A 23421-nucleotide genomic window follows, 5' to 3' on the forward strand; every position below is an offset into this window, starting at 1 on the left:
TTACTCCGCCGGTTCCGGAACGGCATCTTGTGCGACCGTCGATGCCGACGCCGGCACGAGCAGATCGCAGATCTCATCGAGAAGGCCGGCCTCCTTCAGGATCGTGAAATGGTTGTGGCCTGCGACGCCGCGATCGGTCGCCTTCGGCAGCTGCAGTTCCAGCCGACCGCGCTGCGCCAGACGAGCCGACGTCCACCAGCAGAGCGGCGTGGCTTCGAGGCCGCGTGGAATCGTGGTGTTCCGCGCCAGCCTGTTGAGATGTCGTCCGACAGCGAAGGCGGCGGACAGATCGTCCGCGCCTAGCGACGCATCATCTGCCCTCACGCTCCCGTCCTTCTCTACGACGGCCGCGACCAGATCGCGAATGCTCGCAGGAGTCTCCGGCAAGTCGGCACGCTTCGCTGCCTCGACTTGCGCCTTGATCCGAGAGGCCGCAGCAGCCGGAAGAACCGCCGACAGCAATCCAGCGAGATCATCCGCCCAGTGGGCGATCGCTTCCGGCCGGCTCGATCCGTCCGGCTGCAGCGGCACGAAGCTGTCGACCATGGCAAGACGTTCGACGCGCTCGCCACCGCGTTCGAGCTCGGCCGCAACGAGACCGGCCAGCAGCCCTCCCAGCGACCAACCGATCAGGCTGTAGGGGCCGCGCGGCTGCATCCGCCTGATCTCGGCCGCATAGTCCATGGCCATCGCTTCGAGCGAGCTGTCGGTCCAGGTTGGATCGACCAACATTCTCGACTGCAACCCAACCACCTGCCGATACCCTTCGAGACGGCGCGCGAGCGGCACATAGTCGAAGACCGTGCCGAAGCCGCCATGCACGCAGAACACGGGGGCTACGCCGCCAACCGCAGCATTCAACGCTAGCAGCGCCGATGGCGCCGGCGCGACGGCGGACGCCGCGGTGGCGCTGCCGGCGAGCAGCGCACGGATCGTCGGCTTCTGAAGCAGATCGCGCAGCTTGATCTCGATCCCGAACGCCTTGTCCTGGCGGAGCCGTGCCACGACCTTGAGACACAGGATCGAATTGCCGCCGAGCTCGAAGAAATTGTCGGTGACGCCGACCTGCGGCACGTTCAGAATGTCCGACCACAGGTGGGCCATCGCTGTCTCTGCCGGGCCTTGCGGCGCAACGAAACCGCGTATCGACGCATCGGGAGTCGGCAATGCACGACGGTCGATCTTGCCGCTCGACAATGTCGGCAGCCGCTCCAGCACCATGATGCGAGCCGGCACCATATAGGCCGGCAGGATCCGTCTCAGGAAGTCGCTCAAGCGCTCGACCAACGCCTCGGCCGCACCTGGCGCGGCGTCGCGTGCCACCTTCGGCGCGACATAGGCGATGAGCTGGTTTCCGGCCGCGTTTGGGACTGCCACCACCGCCGCCTGCGCGATCGCCTCGTGACGGAGCAGCGAGGTTTGGATCTCTCCGAGCTCGATCCGGAAGCCGTTGACCTTGACCTGATCATCGCTGCGCCCGAGATATTCGACGGTCCCGTCATCGCGCCATCGCGCCAGATCGCCGGTGCGGTACAGCCGGGCGCCCGGCACCGTCGAGAACGGGTCAGGCACGAAGCGCTCCGCAGTCATGCCAGCCCTAGCGTGATAGCCACGCGCCAGCCCGAAGCCGCCCAAATAGAGTTCGCCGGCAACACCCGCAGGAATGATGTCGAGTGCGCCATCGAGAATGTAAGCGCGGCGATCACCGACCGGAACGCCGATCGGCGCATAGGACGTGTCGCATTCACCCGCCCCGTCGACCTTCCAGACCAGCGGCGTGACCACGGTTTCGGTCGGGCCGTAGCCATTGATCAGGATACGGGGCTTGAGAACGCGCCTGACCTTGTCGAATCCAGCCTTCGGCATTGCCTCGCCGCCGAACGAATAGAGCTTGACCGGCGGCGGGTTGCCGTTCTGCTCGACGCATTCCGCGACCTGCTGGAGGTAGGCCGGCGGCAATCCGATATGGCTGACGCAATGGGCATGCAGGTTTTCGACCGTCTGCTCCGGCGTCCACAACTCGGCGTCACGCATCAGCAGCCGCGCGCCGTGCGACAGAACCGTCAGCCAGCGCTCATGAGCGCCATCGAAGGCCAGTGACAGAAAATGCAGCTCGCACGAGCTTTCGTCGATCTCGTAGAGACCGCCCGTGACGTGACAGTGCATCGCCAGCGGCCCATGGGCGACAGCGACACCCTTTGGTGTCCCCGTCGAGCCCGAGGTATAGATCAGATAGGCAAGGTTTTCAGGATGCAGGTCAGGTTGCGGTGGATGGTCGGGTCCTGCGCCGAAATCGAACGTGGACAGCGAGATCCGTTCGACGCCATCCGGGCTGTCCTCGATGTTGAGCTGTGCCGTCAGCAGGAACGCGATTGCGGCATCGCGCATGACGAACGCACGCCGCGCCGATGGCAGCTCGGGATCGATCGGAACGTAAGCTCCGCCGGCCTTGAGGACGGCCAGCAGCGCGATCATCGTGGCTTCCGTTCGCTCGACCACCACGCCGACGCGCTGCTCGGGCTTGAGCCCGCGGGCGATGAGGTGATGGGCCAGACGGTTGGCCCTGCGTTCAAGGTCCCCGAACGAGAGCACCATGCTGCCTATGGTCAATGCCGTCCGCTCCGGATGGCGCTGCGCATGACCGCTGATCGCCTTATGCACCAGCGGCAGCGGAGCACTCGCCGCGGCATTCCGATTGCAGCGATCTGCCAGTGCGGCGTCGAGCTCCGTGACAGGATCAAGGTTGCCGAGCAGAGCCATTGCGTCCCGCGTCAGAGCCGTTAGCAAATGCTCGAACTGCGCCTTGATCTGCGCCGCCTGTCCGGCCGTGAAATGGCTCGGCATATAGGTGTATTCGACCTGGAGCGTATCTTCAACGAGCACCGACAGATCCATCGGATAGTTCGTCACGTCGACATTCTTCAGGCCGCTGAACTGCAACGCGCCGTCGCCGCGATGCATGCTGCGTTCGATCGGATAGTTCTCGAAGACGATGATGCTGTCGAACATGGTCTGGCCGGCGCGGCCGGCCCAGCCCTGGATGTCGTAGAGCGGCGTGTGCTCGTAGTCCCGGATCGCCGAGTTTCGGTCCTGGAGCGCGCGCAGCCATTCTCCGATGGTGCTGGCGGGCGGAAGCGTTTCGATCACGGGCAGCGTATTGATGAAGAGCCCGAGCATCTGCTGCGATCCGTCAAGACTGGCCGGACGGCCGGCCACTGTCACGCCGAACGTCACGGTGCTCTGGCCCGTATAGCGCTGCAGCAGCAGCGCCCAAACGCCTTGGACGATGGTGTTCAACGTAACCCGCTCGCGGCGCGCGAACGCCTTCAGCTCCGCCGTCGCCCTCTCTCCTAGACGCGTGTAACAGCGTTCGTGGCCGGATGCCTGATGGCGGCGCGGGCCGAAAGCGTCGGCGAGCTGCGTCGGCTGGTCGAAGCTTTTGAGCTGCTCGCGCCAGAAGCCTTCGGCTACCTTGGCATCCTGCGCCAGCAGCCAGTCGATGTAGTCGCGGTAGCGCGTCGCATTCGCGGCGGGAGTCCCGCCGTAATAGCGCTCCAGGACGTCTCCGACGAACCTCGCCGAGCTCCACCCGTCCATCAGGATGTGATGATAGGTCCAGATCAGCCGGTACAGGTCGTCCTGGAGCCGCAGCAGTCGGACCCGCTGGAGCGGCGGCGCCTGGAGATCGAACTCGGCGGCGCGCTCATCGGCAAGGGCAGCCGCAATCCGATCATCACTGACCGCCTGCCCACGCCAGTCTTCCTGCTCGAACGGAGCGATGGCATCGCGATAGACCACTTGCAGCGGAGAACCGGAGAGGTCCCGCCACAGGAAGCCGGTCCGAAGCATCTGATGACGCGCGCCGACCTCGCGCCAAGCTCTGCCGAGCCGTTCCGGATCGAGACCCCGGATCTCGACACTGACTTGGTTGACATAGATGCCGCTGCCGGCATCGCGCAGGCTGTGAAACAGCATGCCCTGCTGCATGGGCGACAACGGATAGACGTCCTCAATGCGGTCCCAGTCGAGACCGAGCCGTTCGAGCTGCTCGACCGAGAGGCCCGCAAGCGAGCCGCGCTCCGATGCCGGGGTGGCCCTGTCGAGGTCCACATCGCGGGACGATGCGATCAGTGCCTCGATGGTCTGATGCCGGAACACGTCGCGTGGCTCGATTCGCACGCCTTCACGGCGCGCGCGGCTGACCATTTGCAACGAGATGATGGAATCACCGCCGAGCTCGAAGAAATTGTCGGTGACCCCGACTTGTGGCTGGCGTAGCAGATCGGCCCAGATTGCAGCCAGTGCCGCCTCGGCCGGCGTGCGCGGCGCGACGTGCTCCGCGCAAGCCGCGAGCTGATCCGGCGCCGGCAGCGCCTTGCGGTCGATCTTGCCGTTCGGCGTCAGCGGCAGGCGCTCCAGCACCACGATCCGCGCCGGGACCATGTAGTCCGGCAACATCGAGGACAAGGCCGTCTTGAGGCCGGCTCCGTCCAGTGCGTCGCCGCTGACATAGCCGACCAGCTGGCGGCCGGCGCCGGCCTCGCGCGCCACCACCACGGCCGCGCGGACGCCCTGCTGCGCCTGCAGCCGCGCCTCGATCTCGCCAAGTTCGATGCGGAAGCCGCGGATCTTCACTTGGTGATCGGCACGGCCGACATAGTCGAGCACGCCGTCGGAGCGCCACCGCGCCACGTCGCCGGTCCGGTACAGCCGCGCGCCGGATGGACCGAACGGATCGGGGATGAAGCGCTCGGCCGTCAGTGCCCCACGCCGCCAATAGCCCCGCGCCAGCCCGGCGCCCCCGATGTAGAGCTCGCCGGCAACGCCGACTGGCGCCAGGTTGAGATCACCATCGAGAATGTGCAGCGTGGTGTTGCCGATCGGACCGCCCAGCAGCGGACGATCGTCCGCCGCCTCGAGCCGATGGCGGGCCGACCACACCGTGGTCTCGGTCGGGCCGTACAGGTTCCAGACCTCGCCGGCCTGCTCCACCAGCCGCTGCGCCAGATCCGGCGGCAGCGCCTCGCCGCCACACAGCACCCGGCAGTTCGCCGGCAGCGAAGGACCTTCGTGATCGAGCAGCATCCGCCAGGTCGACGGCGTGGCCTGGATCAGGGACACGCCGTGTCGCTCCACGAGTGCCTTGAGCCGCGCAGGATCATGCGCGGCCGCACGATCGGCCAGCACCACGCAGGCGCCGATCGTCAGCGGCAGCCACAGTTCAAGGACCGCGATGTCGAAGGACAATGAGGTCAGGCCGAGCACCCGGTCGCTCGCGGTCATGCCGGGCTGCTCCGCCATGGTCGCCAGGAAGTTCGTCACGGCATCGTGGCGGACCATCACACCCTTGGGCAGGCCGGTCGAGCCCGAGGTGTAGATCACATAGGCAAGGCTCTCGCCGTGAACGGCGACACCCAGATTGCCGGCATCCCCGGCCTCACCATCCGAAGCGTCGAGCAGCCAGGCCTCGGCACCGGTCTCCTCCAGCACGGCGGTGAACCGATCGTGCAAGTCCGTCTGCGTCAGCACCAGCGCCGCGCCGCTGTCGCGCAGCATGTACGCCAGCCGCTCCGGCGGGTAATCCGGATCGAGCGGCAGATAGGCCCCACCTGCCTTGAGCACGGCGAGCAGCGCCACCAGCATCTCGACGCCCCGGTCAAGCGCCAGCCCGACCACCACGTCGGTCCCGACGCCGCGATCGCGCAATCGCCGCGCCAGCCGGTTGGCACGCGCATTCAGTGCGGCGTAACTCAGCTCCGTCTCGCCAAACACCAGCGCGATCGCTTCCGGCGACGTCCGGACCTGCGCCTCGAATTGCGCGACGATGCCCTTGCGCAGCACATCTCTGCGCGTGTCGTTCGCCCGTGCGAGCAGGACGTCATCCGCGCGATCGCGGGTCGCAATCATGCCGACCGGTCGATTGGCATCGATGCTCAACGCCTCGACCAGCCGCACAAAGGTTCGCTGCAGCCGTGCGATCTGGGCCTCGTCGAAGTGCTTGCGCTGATAGTTGAAGACGAGGCGCAGGCGCTCGTCGATGCCGATGCTTGCGAACAACGGGTAATTGCTGGTCTCGACGATCCGGGTCTCTCCGACCTGGATCTGCTGGCTCTGTCCGATCAGCGCGCGGTCGACCGGGTAATTCTCGAACACCAGGATGCTGTCGAACAGCGGCCGTCCCGGGCGCCCTGCCAGGCGCTGTATCTCATAGAGCGGCGTCGAACCGAACTCGCGCAAGGCCAAATTGCGATCCTGCAACTCGCGCAGCCATGCGCCGACAGTCTGCTGCGGGCTGACGCCGTCGATGACCGGCAACGTGTTGATGAACAGTCCGACCATTTCTTCAGCGCCGGCAAGCTCAGGCGGCCTGCCCGACACCGTGACACCGAAGCAGACCGTCCTCTGGCCGGTATGCTGTCGCAGCAGCTGCGCCCATGCCGCCTGCACCAGCGTATTCACCGTGATCCGCTCGCTCGCCGCAAATTCCAGCAACCGTCCGGTCAACGCAGGATCCAGCTCCAGCGCAAGCGAGCCGTGACCGGACGAGTGCGCCTCTGTCCGTTCGGCCAGGCTTTCAGCCAGGAAACTTGGCTCGTCCAGCCCGGCTGTCGCATCGCGCCAGAACCTTGCCGGCGCGTCGCTGTCACGGCCCTTCAGCCACGCGATGTAGTCGCGGTAACGATACTGCAGCGCCGGCAGACGTCCCTCGCCGCTATGCTGCATCACCTCCGCGATCAGCCGCGCCGAGCTCCACCCATCGAGCAGGATGTGATGATGCGTCCAGATCAGCCAATGCCGGTCTTCGCCGAGCCGGATCAGCCGGACGCGCTGCAAGGGCGGTCGCGACAAGTCGAACCCCGCGGCCTGCTCCTGCCGCGAGACGTCGACCAGCGCCGCGTCCAACCGTGTCTGGTCCCACCCTTCAATTCGCTCGCGCCAGTCGTCTTCAACAAAGGGCACTTCGGCGCGACGATAAACGACCTGTTGCGGCGCTCCGGACAGGTCACGCCAAACGAACCCGGTCCGGAGAACCGCATGACGATCGCTGGCTGCCTGCCAGGCGCGACGCAGTTTTCCGGTATCCAGGCCGTGGATCTCCGCCGCGACCTGATTGACGTAGAGCCCCCTCTCGCCGTCATGCATCGCATGGAACAACATGCCCTGCTGCATCGGCGACAATGGGTAGATGTCCTCGATCTCGCGCCAATCGAGTGCAAGCCTGTCGAGCTCGACCTGACCGAGCTCCGACAACGCCACGTCGGATGGCGTCAGGCCGCAGGCGCCGCCGGTGCAGTGTTCGACCAGCTCATGCAATGCAGCCTCGTACAACGCGGCCAATCGCTCGACCGTCTCGCGCCGATAGCGCTTGCGGCCGAAGCCGAACGACAGCCGTAGCCGGCCATCGCGGACCGTGCCGTTCACACTCAGCCAGCGTCTCAGCGGGCTCAATGCATCGCGGGATGGACCAGCACTTTCCGCCGCCATCGCGAACAGCACCGCTTCAGCGTCGCCGCCGTCGATCTGGCCCAAATAGTTGAAGGCGATCTTCGGATCGGCAACATGCGACAGCGCCGTGCGTTGCTCCTCCGAGCCGAGATAGCGCAACACGCCGTAGCCGAGCCCGCGGCCGGGAATGCCACGAAGCTCCTCCTTCACCGACTTGATCAACAGCGAGGACTCTTGCGAGCCACCGGCCAATCGCACGGGAAAAGCTGTCGTGAACCAGCCGACCGTGCGCGAGAGGTCGAGATCGCCGGACAGGTGCTCGCGGCCATGACCTTCCAGCTCGACGAGGACGTCGTCCTGTCCGCACCACCGCCAAACGGCGCGTGCAAGGCCGCCGAGAAGGAGATCATTGACCTGCGTGCGATAAGCCGACGGAGCTTCCGCGAGCAGCCGCCGCGTCCATTCGCTTTCGAACGTCAGCAGGACCTCATCGGCATCTGCAATGCAGTCGACGCCATCATGATCGTCGTCGCAAGGAATGTCTGCACCCGCATGGCGGCAGGTCCAGTAAGATAGTTCGCTCGCCAATTGAGGCGATGTTGCGTAGGCTCGCAAGCGCTGTCCCCACAGCGCGTAAGCGTGGGTCTTGGGCGGAAGCGCGACCGTGGCATCACCTTGCGCAAGCTGGGTGTACGCAGAGGCGATGTCCTCCAGCAGAATTCGCCATGATACGCCGTCAACCACCAGATGGTGGATCACGATCAGAAGACGCTGGCTGCCATCGGCGACGTCGATACCGACGGCTCGCAACAGCACTCCGTTGGAGATCGACAGGCTTGCCTGCGCCGAAGATGCCAGCGCAGTCACAGCATCGCGGTCGGCCGCCTGCCGGACCCAGAGCAGTACGTCCGCGGCTGGAGGAACACCGTGCTCGGCACGCCAGCCTTCCTGGCTCTCTTCGAAGCGGAGGCGCAGCGCGTCGTGATGATCGACCACGGCGCTGAGCGCGCGCCGCATCACGTCCCAGTCGAGACGATCTCTGGGCCGCAGCAGCACCGCCTGGTTCCAATGGTCCCGATTTTCCGTATCCTCCGCAAAGAAGCGGGACTGAATCGGCAAGAGCCGATGCGGGCCGGTGACCGGCCCTTGATCGGCGAGCGTCTCAATGGGCTGCTCGATCCGCGCCGCGAGCGCGAGCGCCTCCAGCGTCTGATGCTGAAACACGTCGCGCGGTTCGATCAGGTATCCGGCGCGCCGGGCGCGGCTCACCATCTGGAGCGAGATGATGGAATCGCCGCCGAACTCGAAGAAATTGTCGCAGAGGCTGACGGCTGGCTGGCCAAGCAGCTCGGCCCAGATCGCCGCAAAGGCGATCTCGGCGGGCGTGCGCGGCGCCTGGTGCTCCGCATTCCCATGAATCATGTCGGGCACCGGCAGCGCCTGGCGATCCACCTTGCCGCTTGGCATCAAGGGCAGCCGCTCCAGCACCGCAATTCTCGGCGGCACCATGTAATCTGGCAGGACGGACAACAGCGCCGTCCGCAGCCCCGCCTCTTCCAGTTCACCCGAGCCGGCGACGTAGCCGACCAGTTGGCGGCCGGCGCCGATCTCTCGCGCCACCACGACCGCCGAGCGGACGCCGGGCTGCTTGAGCAGCCGCGCCTCGATCTCGCCGAGCTCGATGCGGAAACCGCGAATCTTGATCTGATGATCCGCACGCCCGACATAGTCGATCGCACCATCGGCCCGCCAGCGTGCCAGATCTCCCGACCGATAGAGCCGCTCGCCCGTTTCGCCGAAGGGATCGGGAATGAAGCGCTCTGCCGTCAGACTCGCGCGCCGCCAATAGCCCCGCGCCAAACCTGCACCGCCTATAAACAGCTCGCCAGTCACTCCCGTCGGCACCAGGTTCAGATCAGTGTCGAGGATACGGAGCGTCACGCCGGGAATGGGCTGTCCGATCGGCACGCGCGCCGCACCTTCATCACGGCAGGTCCAGCAGGTCGCGTTGATCAAGGCTTCAGTCGGACCGTAGCGATTGTCGAACCGGACGCCGGGGAACGTCGCGAGCACGCGCGTCATCAGGTCGAGCGACAGCGCTTCGCCGCCCGCGAACAGGCGCTTGAGCGAGGCGCAGCGCGCTGCGCCGGGCTCGGCCACGAAATGCTCGAGCATCTGTGGCACGAAATGCAGCGTCGTCACGTCATGGGCGATGACCGCCTCCACGAGACGCCGCGGCTCGCGATGCGCCCCCGGAGCCGCGATCGCAAGCCGCGCGCCGGTCGCAAGCGGCCACAGGATCTCCCAGACCGAGACATCGAAGCTGAATGGCGTCTTGTGCAGGAAAGTCTCGCTGGAATCGAGGCGATATTCCGCCTGCATCCAGCCAAGCCGCGCCGCAAGCGCGCGATGAGAACAGGCCACGCCCTTCGGCACGCCGGTCGATCCCGACGTGTACATCACATAGGCCAGACTGTCCGGATGGAGCGCTGCATCAGGATTACCAGCGCAGACTTCGATGCGAGCTTCGTCCTCTCCATCAATGGTCCAGGATTCGGCACTCGCATCCGCGATCACAGGCGCCAGATGCGTCAAGAGCTGCTCCTGGGTCAGCACCAACGCTGTTCCGCTGTCACGCAGCATGTGAAGGAGGCGATCGGAAGGATAGTCCGGATCGAGCGGCAGATAGGCGCCGCCGGCCTTCAGAACGGCCAGGACGCCGACGACCAGCTCGATGCTTCGTTCGAGCGCCAAGCCGACCGGCCGGTCGCGACCGATCCCATGATCTCGCAGCCGCCACGCCAGGCGATTGGCGCGCGCATTCAGCGCGCCATAACTGATCTCGCGGTCGCCGAAAACCAACGCGACCGACGACGGCGAAGCCTCGGCCCGTGCTTCAATCTGCGCGACGATACTCTCACCAGACTTCGGAGCCCCCTCAACGCAGCCGCTCCAACCGAGCACGTTCCGAGTCTCGTCGGCATCGAGGCTATCGAGCACACCAAGCGGACGAGACCCGTCCTCCACGATCCTGACCAGCAGCTGCGACAGCGAGGCTTGCAGATGCCTTATCTGATCGTCGTCAAAGCGGCTGCGGTCGTAGCGAAAGCCCAGATTGATGCCGTCGGACTTGGCGAACACCGCAACCGTCAACGCATAATTGGTGATCGAGACCTGCTCGACCAGGCCGAATCGGCTGCCGCTCTCGCTCTCGTCTCGCAGCGCCTGATCGATCGGGTAGTTCTCGAACACGAGGATATTGTCGAACAGCGCACGCCCGGAGCGCCCGGCAAGACGTTGAATTTCATAAAGCGGCATCCAGCCGTGATCGCGCAGATCCATGTTGCGCGCCTGGAGCTCGCGTAACCACGCCCCCACCTCCTCTTGGGGGTTTGCCTGATCGACGATGGGCAGCGTGTTGATGAACAGGCCGACCATGTCCTCGACGCCACTGATCTCGGCGGGTCGGCCGGAGACCGTCGCGCCGAAACAGACCGCGCGCTGGCCGGTGTGACGACGCAGCAACTGCGCCCACGCGCCTTGCACCAACGTGTTGAGCGTGACGCGCTCGCGCCTCGCGAACGCTTGCAAGCCTGCCGTCAGTTCGGCCGTGAGAAGCATGTCCAGCGAACCGTGGCCGGAAGCGCCCTTGATTGTAGGTCCTCCCAGCGTGGCCGCGAGGACACAGGACTCATCCAATTCTGCCAGCGCGGTGCGCCAGAACGATGTCGACGACTCGCGGTCCTGCTTCTGCAGCCACTGGATATAGTCGCGGTAACGGCCCCGCACGGCAGGCAGCCGCTCGCCGCGCTCGTGCTGCAAGATCTCGGCCATCAGACGCGCCGCGCTCCAGCCGTCGAGCAGGATATGGTGATGTGTCCAGATCAGCCAATGGCGTGTCTCGTCGATCCTGATCAGCCGCACCCGCTGCAACGGCGCCTGCGACAAGTCGAATGCCCTGGCGCGCTCCGCCTGCGCGGCGCGCGTCAACGCGGCCCGGCGCTCTTCATCGTCCATGGCGGTCGCCTGCGTGCGCCAGTCCTCTTCCTCGAACGGCGAATGCGCAGAGCGATGGACCACCTGCTGTGCCGCCCCCGACAGCTCACGCCACGCAAATCCGGTTCGCAACACTGCATGCCGTAAGCTGACCTCGTGCCAAGCCTCGCGCAGCCTGCCGGCATCGAGGCCACGGACCTCCAGGCCGATCTGATTGACGTAATTGCCACTTTCGCCGTCACGCAGAGCGTGGAACAACATGCCCTGCTGCATCGGCGACAACGGATAGATGTCCTCAATCTCGCGACAGTCGATCGTTGCGACCAGCGCATCGAGATCAGCCTGGCTCAAGTCCGACAACGCGAAGTCCGACGGCGTCACGCCGCGCGCACCGCCCGTGCAATGCGCAACGAGTTCGCGTAAGGCCGCAGCATAATGCTCTGCGAGACGCTCGATCGTTACTCGCCGGTAACGCCTGCGGCCATAGTTGAACGACAGCCGCAACTGCCCTTCGCCGACCTGGCCATTGATGCTCACCCAGCGGCCAAGCGGCGCGCTGTCGCTGCGCGTCGGCCCGGAGCTCTCGGCCGCGAGTTGGAACGGGTTGTTCCCGCCCATGCTGGAATCGAACTGGCCAAGATAGTTGAAGACGATGCGCGGCTCAGGCAGCGCCTCAAGCGCGCTGCGCTGCGCCTCCGTGCCGAGATGGCGCAGGACCCCATAGCCCAGCCCGCGGTTGGGAACGGCGCGAAGCTCCTCCTTGACCGATTTTATCAGCGCAGCGTCGTCACCGGAGCCGGCCCGCAAGCGCACCGGAAACGCTGTGGTGAACCAGCCAATGGTGCGGGACACGTCCATGTCCGCGAAGATGTCCTCGCGGCCATGCCCTTCGAGCTCGACGACAACATCATCAATCGCGCCCCAGCGCGAGACTGCCCGCGCAAGCGCCGCCAGCAGGAGATCATTGACCTGGGTGCGATAGGCGGATGGCGCCTCCTTCAGGAGCCGCGTCGTCAGTTCTGCGTCGAACGTGAGCAGAATTTCCTCACTGTCCGCAACCCGGTCGACACCGCCATGATCATCGTCGCAGGGGAACGCGGCATGCGCTCCTCGATCAAGCCAATAGCCGAACTCGGCGACCAGCTCGTCGGTCGTGGCATAGGCCTGCAACTGCGCACCCCAAGATGCGTAGAGCTCGCCCCTCGCCAGAGTGACGGAAGCCGCGCCCTGCCGAAGCTGATCGTATGCCGTCGCGAAATCCTCGAGCAGCACACGCCATGACACGCCGTCGATGACGAGGTGATGCACCACCACCAGAAGCCGCTGGCTGCCGTCCGCGAGGTCCATACCGACCACGCGCAGCAACGGTCCGGCCAGCGAGAGGCTGGCCTGGGCTTCAGAAGCGACTTTCGTGACAGCGGCAGCGTCGCGGACGTCGTTGCGAATCCACAGCAGCTCCGACATTGGCGGCGTTGCGCCATAGATCGCACGCCAAGTGCCATCCATGTTCTCGAAGCGCAGGCGCAAGGCCGCATGATGAGCGACGAGAGCGCCGACCGTGCCCTCGACAAATCGCCAATCGAGCCGCGACTTCGGTCTCAACAGGACAGCCTGGTTCCAGTGATGGCGGTCCCCTGCATCCTCGCCGAAGAACCGCAACTGGATCGGTAGCAACGGATGCTCGCGGCCCTCGATATCGCCTTCGACGACGACATCTTCCGCCTTGCTTTCACTCCGCGCGACGCGCGCCAGATCCTGCAAGGTCTGATGCCGGAAGACGTCACGCGGCTCGATCAGCAGTCCCGCCTGGCGGGCGCGGCCGACCAGTTGCAACGAGATGATGGAATCGCCACCGAGCTCGAAGAAATTGTCCTCGACACCGATGACGGGCTGGCCGAGCAGTTCAGCCCAGATCGCAGCGAGCACCGTCTCAGCCGGGGTGCGCGGCGTGACATGCGCAGCGGTTGCTAAGGGTGTTTCGGGCGCTGGCAGGGCGTCGCGATCGACCTTGCCGTGGGCGCTGAGTGGCAGCCGTTCGAGCCGCATAATGCGGGAAGGCACCATGTAGTCAGGTAGCTCGTCCGCAAGTGCCGCGCGCATCGCCGCCTCGTCGAACGGTCCATCGCCGGCGACATAGCCGACCAGCTGACGGCTGACGCCGGCCTCGCGGGCAACGACGACAGCCGACTGCACCCCGGCTTGCCGCATCAGCCATGCTTCGATCTCGCCGAGCTCAATCCTGAAGCCGCGGATCTTCACCTGGTGGTCGGAGCGGCCGACATATTCGATCACACCGTCGGCGCGCCACCGCGCCAAATCTCCAGTGCGATAAAGCCGTGCGCCCGGCGTACCGAACGGATCTGGGACGAAGCGTTCAGCCGTCAGCTCGGCACGCCGCCAGTAGCCGCGCGCCAGTCCCTCGCCGCCGATGAACAGCTCGCCGATCACGCCGACCGGCACGACATTGAGATCATTGTCCAGGATATAGGCCGAGCGGCGCCCCACCGGACGACCGATCGGGGCGTAATTGCCGTCAATCTCCTCGCTGGCTTCGACTTTCCAGACCAGCGGCGTCACCACGGTTTCGGTTGGGCCATAACCGTTGATCAATGTGCGCGGCTTGAGCGCGTGCTTGACCTTGTCGAAGCCGGCCTTGGGCATCGCTTCGCCGCCGAACGAGTAGAGCTCCACCGGCGGCGGATCGCCACGCCACATCGCGAATTCGGCGAGCTGTTGTAGATAGGCGGGCGGGAAGCCGGCATTGGTGACGCGTTGCCGGCGCAGGACATCGAGGGTTTGCTCGGCCGACCACAAATCTGCGTCGCGCATCACCAGTGCGGCGCCGCAGGTCAGTGCGGTCCAAAGCCGCTCATGTGCTCCATCGAAGGTGAAGGATAGGAAGTGCAGTTCGCGCGAGTGCCGGTCCATGTCGTAGAGCCGGGCCGTCACCTCACAATGCATCGCGAACGGACCGTGCTCGACTGCGACGCCTTTCGGGACGCCAGTGGAGCCCGAGGTGTAGATCACATAGGCAAGGCTGGTCGCAGCCAACGCAATCTCCGGATCGCTTTCGCTCTCCCTCGCGAGGTCGATCCCACCGAGGTAAACGACCTCGATGCCGGGCAGCGACGGCGTGAGCGCCGAACCATCCGCGTCGACCAGCACGATACGCGCGCCGGCATCGCGCATGGTGCCGACCTGCCGCCTCGCCGGATGCTCGGGATCGAGCGGCAGATAGGCGGCACCCGTCTTCAAGACCGCGAGCAGGGCCACGACGAGATGTGGTGAGCGTCGTGCCGAGATGCCGACGAGGTCGGAGCGCCCGACGCCCAGGCGCATCAGGTGGTGCGCGAGGCGATTGGCGCGCCGGTTGAGCTCGGCATAGGTGATTTCATCCTCGCCGAAGACCAGCGCCGGCGCATCGGGCGTTTCGGTCGCCAGCCGTGCGACAGTCCGGTGAACCGGCATGAACGGTGTACCGGTCGTCCCACCATTCCCATCGTTCCACTGGCGCAGCCTCTCCAGTTCCTGCTCGGAAAGCAGCGCCACCTCGGCGATCGATTGCATGTCGTCGGCAACCATCGCCTTCAGTATCGTGGTCCAATGCGTGGCAAAGCGCTCGATCGTTGAGGTCTCGAACAGCGCCTTCGCATAAGTAAAGATCGCGCGAATTTCGCCCGACGGCCCCTCTTCGGTATCGAGCGCGAGATCGAACTTAACCGTGTCAACGTCGGCGTCGACCTTTTCGATCTGAAGGCCGGTCCGATCCGGTGGATTGCCCGACGCCCGACGGTGCTGGTGATTGTAGAGGACCTGAAAGAGCGGATTCTGACTCAGGCTGCGCGTTGGCTGGAGGATCTCGAGCAACCGCTCGAACGGAAGGTCCTGGTTCTCCTGTGCCTCTACCGTGACCGAGTGGACCGCACCGATGAAGCCGGCGATCGCCGCGCGGTCGTCGATCTGTGTGCGAATCACCAGGGTGTTGACGAACAAGCCGATCACGCCGCGCGTTTCGTCGCGGTGCCTGTTGGCGACGGGCACACCGATGTTGATATCGGACTGGCCGGTGTAGCGATAAAGCAGCAGTTTGAAGCTCGCCAGCATGACAACAAACAGTGTCGTACGGTGTCGCCGCGCCAGAGCGCGCAAGCCATCGGCCAATACCGGATCGAGCGGAATGTGGCGTGCGGCTCCCGCAAGATCGGGGACCGCCGGCCGCGCCCGGTCGATCGGCAGCTGGAGCACGGCCGGATCGGCAAGACGCTTGGTCCAGTAATCAGCCTGCCGCGTGCCGTCGACCGCACTCATCCAGAGCCGCTGCCATTCGGCATAGTCGGCACAATCGATCTCCGGCTCAGGTAGAGCGTGCGTTTCACCGTGCGCGAATGCCGCGTACAGCTTCCAGAATTCGTCGACCAGCACGCCCATCGCCCAGCCGTCGGTGACGATATGGTGGAGACTGACGACGAGGAAATGATCGCTCTCGTCCAACGTCAGCAACGCCGCACGCATGAGCGGGCCGGCTTCGAGATCGAACGGCAGCGAAGCTTCTCGCCGCGCCAGCAGGCGCGCCTGCCCCTCGCGGTCATCGCCATCGAGGGACACCTGCCGCAATACGACGGGCCGCGGGTCGCATATGCGTTGCTCGGCGATCTCGCCTTCCTGCCGAAATACCGTGCGAAGTGCAGCGTGGCGGGCGACGAGCGCATCAAACGCCTGTTGCAGCGCGCGCGGGTTCAGCGTGCCACGCACGCGCACCGTCGCCGAGATGTTGTAAGCGGCACTGCCCGGGTCCATCCGCCACAGGAACCAGAGACGCGATTGCGCAAAGGACAACGACGCCCGCTTGCGCTCCTGGCGCACAATCGGCAGCATCGCGAGGTTGACGCCCTTCGCCGCAAGCTGAGAGAGGAGCGCGTGCTGCTTGCCGGCATCGAGGCGCATCAGGCGCCGTGAGATGTCGCGCAGCTGCTGCTTCTGCGTGGTTGCCGTGTCACTCATCGGACAGTTCGACTTCCTTCAACATGTCGAGCATCGCGGCGATGTCGTCGCCCCGCTTGGCGGTTTCGTCCTCCAGGCCCAACGCAGCCGCCATGGCTTCAACAGTCGTCATTTCGAACAGACGGTTGAGTGGCAGGTCGTAGCCGAGATCGCGCTTGATGCGGCTGGCGAGCTGGACGGCGATCAGGGAATCACCGCCGAGCTCGAAGAAATTGTCGGTGACACCGACCTTGGGCTGGCGCAGCAGATCGGCCCAAATCGCAGCCAGTGCCGCCTCGGCCGGCGTGCGCGGCGCGACGTGCTCGACTGACGCTGTGGGCTGATCCGGCGCCGGCAGTGCCTTGCGGTCGATCTTGCCGTTCGGCGTCAGCGGCAGGCGCTCCAGCACCATGATCCGCGCCGGGACCATGTAGTCCGGCAACATCGAGGACAAGGCCGTCTTGAGGCCGGCTCCGTCCAGTGCGTCGCCGCTGACATAGCCGACCAGCTGGCGGCCGGCGCCGGCCTCGCGCGCCACCACCACGGCCGCGCGGACGCCCTGCTGCGCCTGCAGCCGCGCCTCGATCTCGCCAAGCTCGATGCGGAAGCCGCGGATCTTCACTTGGTGATCGGCACGGCCGACATAGTCGAGCACGCCGTCAGAGCGCCACCGCGCCACGTCGCCGGTCCGGTACAGCCGCGCGCCGGATGGACCGAACGGGTCGGGGATGAAGCGCTCGGCCGTCAGTGCCCCACGCCGCCAATAGCCGCGCGCCAGCCCCGCGCCCCCGATGTAGAGCTCGCCGGCAACGCCGACTGGCGCCAGGTTGAGATCACCATCGAGAATGTGCAGCGTGGTGTTGCCGATCGGACCGCCCAGCAGCGGACGATCGTCCGCCGCCTCGAGCCGATGGCGGGCCGACCACACCGTGGTCTCGGTCGGGCCGTACAGGTTCCAGACCTCGCCGGCCTGCTCCACCAGCCGCTGCGCCAGATCCGGCGGCAGCGCCTCGCCGCCACACAGCACCCGGCAGTTCGCCGGCAGCGAAGGACCTTCGTGATCGAGCAGCATCCGCCAGGTCGACGGCGTTGCCTGGATCAGGGACACGCCGTGCCGCTCCACGATCGCCTTGAGCCGCGCAGGATCATGCGCCGCCGCACGATCGGCCAGCACCACGCGGGCGCCGATCGTCAGCGGCAGCCACAGTTCAAGGACCGCGATGTCGAAGGACAATGAGGTCAGGCCGAGCACCCGGTCGCTCGCGGTCATGCCGGGCTGCTCCGCCATGGTCGCCAGGAAATTGGTCACGGCGTCGTGGCGGACCATCACCCCCTTGGGCAGGCCGGTCGAGCCCGAGGTGTAGATCACATAGGCAAGGCTCTCGCCGTGAACGGCGACATCGAGATTGCCGGCATCCCCGGCTCCGCCGTCCTGCCCGTCGAGCAGCCAGGCCTCGGCACTGGTCTCCTCCAGCACGGCGGCGAACTGCTCGCGCAAGTCCGTCTGCGTCAGCACCAGCGCCGCGCCGCTGTCGCGCAGCATGTACGCCAGCCGCTCCGGCGGGTAATCCGGATCGAGCGGCAGATAGGCCCCACCTGCCTTGAGCACGGCGAGCAGCGCGACCAGCATCTCGACGCCCCGGTCGAGCGCGAGCCCGACCACCACGTCGGTCCCGACGCCGCGATCGCGCAATCGCCGCGCCAGCCGGTTGGCACCCGCATTCAGTGCGGCGTAACTCAGCTCCGTCTCGCCGAACACCAGCGCGATCGCCTCCGGCGACGTCCGGACTTGCGCCTCGAATTGTGCGACCAACGGGTGGTCTAGCGGATAATGCGCTCGACTCCGATTCCACACCTCCAGCAAGAGCCGGCGCTCCTCTGCAGGCAGAATGTCGAGCTCTCGGACCGGCGCGCGCGGCGAGCGTTCCAGTGCCTCGGCCAATCGATCGAGCGCCTGCTGCATCAAGGCGCAGATGCGGTCAGACGAGAGTGGACGGACGATCTGAGCCGTCAGCCCCAGCGCCTGACCATAGTCCTCGACAGCCAGCATCAATGGATAATTCGTGCGCTCCTCGCCACCAAGCCATTCGATGCCCGAGCCGTCCCTGTCGCCGGCCAAATCGGCCGGCATTGCGTTGTGTCGATAATTGAGGATCGAGCTGAACAGAGGTGCCGGAGCCACAACGCCGCTACATCGTTGCGCGAGCGCCAGCGAAGCGTGCTCGTGCGCCATCAGCTCGGTCAACCGGTCATGTGCATTTCGAACGCCGTCCTCGACCGCCCTATCATCGAGATCGAGCCGCAGCGGCAAGGTGTTGATGAACAGACCCATGGTGCGATCGCCGCCGGCACCGGCCTGCATGCGACCGAACAGGACCGTCCCGAACACGACGCGCTCGCGCCCGCTGGTTCGTGCCACCACCTGCCCCCAGGCGAGATGACAAAGGCTGGCCAGGCTGACGCCCAGTCGCCGCGCCTGAGCACGAAGCCTTGCGGCCAATTGTCCGGGCAGTATTCGTCGGGCTTCCGTAACGCCCCCGCCGTCCCCGTGCACCCGGTCCAGTCCAAATGGCGTGGTCGGCTCATCGATGTCGGCGAGCATGCCGCGAAAGAAACGCTCGTGCTCCGCGGTCGCCACCGAGCCGCGTGACTGCGCCACCAGATTGCGGAACGGATATGGCCGCGGCAACTCGTGACTACGTCCCGACAAGATCTTCCAGACCTCGTCATGCATCACCTCCAGCGTGGAGTGGTCGCCGATCAAGTGGTGCAGCAGCACCAAGAGCAGCCAGCGCCCGCCCTCGGGATCGGCGGCAATTGCAAATCGCAGCAGCGGTGGCTGACCGAGATCGATCCGATGGAGACGCGGGTCGAATCGTCGCACGAGCTGTTCAACCGCGGGACCTTCGCCATCCAGCACGACCTCGTTGACAACCAGCGGAGCCTGCCGCCAAACCACCTGTGCCGGCGTGGACAAGCCGTTCCACACGATGGACGTTCGCAGAATGTCGTGGCGGTCGACCACCTGACGGACAGCGTCGAGATAGCGATCGAGCAGGCCGCGGCTGCCAAATGCCATCCGGCCGACCAGCAGATATGGATCGCCGTCTTTCGACAGCAGATGGTGAAAGAGGATACCATCCTGAAGCGGCGACAGGCCGTAAATGTCCTGGATGTTGGCAACGCCGCCGGGAACGCCGGCCACGATGCTGTCGATGTCGGATTGCGTCAACGCGATCAGCGGCAACAATTCTGGCGTGATCGCCTTCGTCTGCCGGGTGATCCGGTTGACGGGAACGTCGACGGCTCCGTGGCCACCGAGGCCGGCAGCAAAGTCTGCCAGCACCGGCTTTGCGAACAGCGCGCGAGCGTCCGCTCTCAGCCCGTGCCGCTGCAACCGCTCCAGCATGCGGACGGCGAGCAGCGAGTGGCCGCCGAGCTCGAAGAAGTGGTCGCCGCGTCCCACGCGATCGACGCCCAGGAGCTCGGCCCAAATATTCGCGACGATCTGCTCAGCATCGCCCCGCGGCGGTTCGAAACGGCGCCGCGCAAACGCATCATCCTCCGGCGCCGGCAGCGCCTTGCGGTCGACCTTGCCATTTGGCGTGAGCGGCAGTGCATCGAGGCGCACGAACGCTGACGGTAACATGTAGTCCGGCAAGCACGTACGCAGGTGATCGCGCATCGCGCCGGCAAATTCACTGGCGTCGAGCCCCGCGCTGTTACCGCGACGCGCGGCCACATAGGCAATCAGCCGCATGTCGCCACCACGATCACGCTGGGCCAGCACGACGGAATCGACCACGTCGGCGTGCTCGTTCAGCCGAAACTCGATCTCGCCGAGCTCGACGCGAAAGCCGCGGATCTTGACCTGCTGATCATTGCGACCAACAAACGCGACATGGCCGTCCGGCAGATAACGCCCGAGATCACCGGTGCGATACATACGCGCATCTGGATCGCCGTGGAAGGGATCGCGCAAGAAGCGTTCGGCCGTCAGGTCAGCGCGATTGAGATAGCCACGCGCAACACCGATTCCACCAATGTAAATTTCACCCACCGCGCCGAGTGGAACGGGCGCCCCAAACCGGTCCAGAAGATAGATTCGCGCATTCGGCAGCGGACGACCGATCGGGGCTGCATCACCATCAAAACCCGGTGGCCGCAACCAGCTCGTGGCGCAGACCGTTGCTTCCGTCGGCCCGTAACCATTGAAGACGGCGATGCCAGGAGGTAATCCCTTGATCAGCTCGGTCTTGGGCAATTCACCGGCAAGAACAAGAACCCGCAGCGAGGCCAAGCGGTCGAGATCGGCGCGCCCGTGCAGCATCGCCGGCGGCAGGGTCGCATGCGTGATCGCGTTGTCCGTGAGGTAGCCGAGCAATTCCGAGGTGTCCTGATGCTCGCGCGGGCCAGCCAGAAACAACGAGGCGCCCGAGCACAGCGCCATGACGATTTCCCAGATGCTGGCATCGAAGCTGAACGAGGCAAACTGCACGATACGGCTGTGCGAATTGACCTCGAACAGCGTCCGTTGCGCCAACGCCAGATTCACCAGGCCGCGATGCTCGACCATCACCCCTTTCGGCCGGCCAGTCGAGCCGGAGGTGTAGATGATGTAGGCGAGGCTACGCGACGTCAGTCCTTCGGCAAGGCCGCCCGGATCGCCTGGCGCCTGCGTCGTGATGGCGGAGGCATTCGCCTCGGGATCGACGATCTCAAAGGTCCCATCCGGGAATATCGCCCTTCCCGCTTCGTCGGCTATCAGTACGCGCGGCGCGGCATCGTCGACGATCTGACGCAGCCGCTCCGCTGGATAGGCGGGATCGAGCGGCAGATAGGCCCCGCCCGCCTTCAGCACGGCCAACAGGCTCACGACCATGGCGATGCCGCGCGGCAGGCAGATTGCGACGGGCTGATCCGGCACCACGCCTAAGGCCATCAGGCGCCGCGCAAGCTGGCCCGCTTTGGCATCAAGCTCACCATAGCTCAGGCGGACGTCATCATACACCAGGGCGACGGCCTCCGGCGTCCTTCTCACCTGCTCCGCAAACAATTCATGAATGCAGCTTTCCGAGGGAAATGGCGCGGTGGTCTCATTCCATATGTCGAGAACGCGTCCACGCTCCGCGGCACCAATGATATCGATGCGATCGACCGCTTGGTCCGCATCCGCAACCATCGCACGCAGGACGGATACCAAATAGTCCCGGTGGCGCCTGATCGTCGCTTCGTCGAACAACGCAGTCGCATAGTTCAGGGAGCCGACGATACGTCCGCCCAACTCGCCCAGATCAAGCTCCAGATCGAACCTGACCTGTTGGAGCGGGATATCGGCGGTCTCGGCCTTTAGGCCCGGCAGCTCGAGAGTCCCCGTCTCGTTGCTCTGCCAGGCGAACGCGACCTGAAAGACCGGCGTATGCTCCCGTCCCCACAGCGGCTGGGTGATTTCGACGACCTGCTCGAATGGCAGATCCTGATGATCCTGCGCGGCAAGCGCGGCAGTACGCACGCGACGGAGCAGTTCGGCGACGCTGGGCTCGGCCGAAAGATCGATGCGGACAGCCAGCATGTTGACGAAAAATCCGATCAGGCCCTCGATCTCGGGCCTGTTTCGATTGGCCGTCGGCGTTCCGATGACGATATCCGTCTGCCCGGAAAGCCTCGACAGCACAACCGCCCAAGCCGCCAGCACGATCATGAACGGGCTGGCGCGATGCGACTGGCTCAGTCGCCGGATGCCGGATGCGAGCTCCGCATCGATCTCGATCGGCAAGGACGCCCCGGTAAGGGTCCTGACCGGCGGACGCGGGCGATCTGTCGGCAATTCGAGCACGGCAGGAGCATCCGCGAGCGCCCGACGCCAATAATCTACCTGCCGCTGCGATCGCTCGCCCGTCAGCCATTGTCGCTGCCAGACGGCATAGTCCGGATACTGGATCGCCAATGGCGGCAAGGGATCGTCTTTTCCGGCGACGAAAGCCCGATAGAGGGCACCCAGCTCACGCACGAGCACGCCGATCGACCAGCCGTCGGAGACGATGTGATGCTGGGTGAGCAGGAAGAGATATTCCCTCTCCGGTGTTCGGATCAACCGACCGCGGATCAATGGTCCTTTGGCGAGATCGAACGGCGTCGCAGCCTCCTCGCAACAGAGGCGCGCGAGCTCCTGCTCGCAATCGTCCCGGCCGCGCAGATCCTGTTCAAGCAGCGGGACACGTTCATCGGCGGGCAGCAGCACCACGCGCGGCTGTTCGTCGATCACGCGAAAGACGCTGCGCAGCGCCTCATGCCGCGCGAACAACCGGTCGATGCTCCGACGCAACGCATCGACATCGAGCTCGCCGGAGAGCCGCAATGCTCCTCGAATGTGATAGCTGGAATTGGGACCGTCGAGTTGTGCCAGCAGCCAAAGCCGTTGCTGCGCAAAGGACATCTCCAGTGAGCCGCCACGCGTCACCACGGGAATCGCCTTTGTGTTGCCCCTGTCGGCATTTCGGCCGCGTTCCCGGGCCAGCGAGACCAGCCTCTTCATCTGGGCCGGATCCATCTCTCGCAAGCTCGGCTTTGCCGTGTCGGTCATGCTCACTGCTCCGCTCCAACCAGTTCCCGGAGCTCTTCGGCGTCGAATTCCTGTTCGATCAGCCTGATCGACACGACCCGCGCAAACGATGCCAGATCGGGATGAGCGAACAGATCCGAGACCGCGATCGATATGCCGATCTCCTGCGAGACGCGGCTGAGCACCCGCACCGCGAGCAAGGAATGCCCGCCAAGCTCGAAGAAGTGATCGTTACGTCCGATCCGCTCGACACCGAGCAACTCCGCCCAGATCCTGGCCAGCGCGACCTCGATCTCATCCTCGGGTTCTTCATAGGAGTGGCGCGTCAGCGCATCCTCGCCCCGCGCGGGCAGCGCCCGTCGATCGATCTTCCCATTCGGAGTGAGCGGCAGTTGCTCCAGCACCGAAACCGTCGACGGGACCATGTATTCAGGCAG

General features: G+C 65.4%; 3 protein-coding genes (1 of these 3 running past the window's edge). All 3 read right to left on the reverse strand.

Annotated elements, in window-relative coordinates; genetic code table 11:
• Tightly spaced (each overlapping or abutting the next), the 3 genes in view from EDE08_RS32195 to EDE08_RS32205 form a layout consistent with a single transcriptional unit that may run on beyond the window.
• Positions 1 to 16443 carry a non-ribosomal peptide synthase/polyketide synthase gene (locus EDE08_RS32195; protein ID WP_131873188.1) on the reverse strand — a complete coding sequence of 5481 codons (16443 nt, stop codon included), beginning with the start codon at positions 16441 to 16443 and terminating at the stop codon, positions 1 to 3.
• Positions 16436 to 23011 carry an amino acid adenylation domain-containing protein gene (locus tag EDE08_RS32200; RefSeq protein ID WP_502700655.1) on the reverse strand — a complete coding sequence of 2192 codons (6576 nt, stop codon included), beginning with the start codon at positions 23009 to 23011 and terminating at the stop codon, positions 16436 to 16438. The genes EDE08_RS32195 and EDE08_RS32200 overlap by 8 nt, the downstream gene beginning before the upstream one ends.
• Positions 23008 to 23421, reverse strand: the 3' portion of a protein-coding gene (locus tag EDE08_RS32205) for a non-ribosomal peptide synthetase (protein ID WP_131873184.1). It continues 9333 nt past the right edge of the window; the window shows 414 of its 9747 coding nt (coding positions 9334-9747); the start codon falls outside the window, past its right edge; it ends in the stop codon at positions 23008 to 23010. The genes EDE08_RS32200 and EDE08_RS32205 overlap by 4 nt, the downstream gene beginning before the upstream one ends.

It is taken from the genome of Bradyrhizobium sp. R2.2-H, assembly GCF_004346455.1.
Taxonomy (GTDB): Bacteria; Pseudomonadota; Alphaproteobacteria; order Rhizobiales; family Xanthobacteraceae; genus Bradyrhizobium; species Bradyrhizobium diversitatis.

What these genes read in the sequence shown, in the direction of transcription:
- EDE08_RS32195 (WP_131873188.1), bottom strand. Translation starts at nt 16,443, where the DNA reads ATGAGTGACACGGCAACCACGCAGAAGCAGCAGCTGCGCGACATCTCA.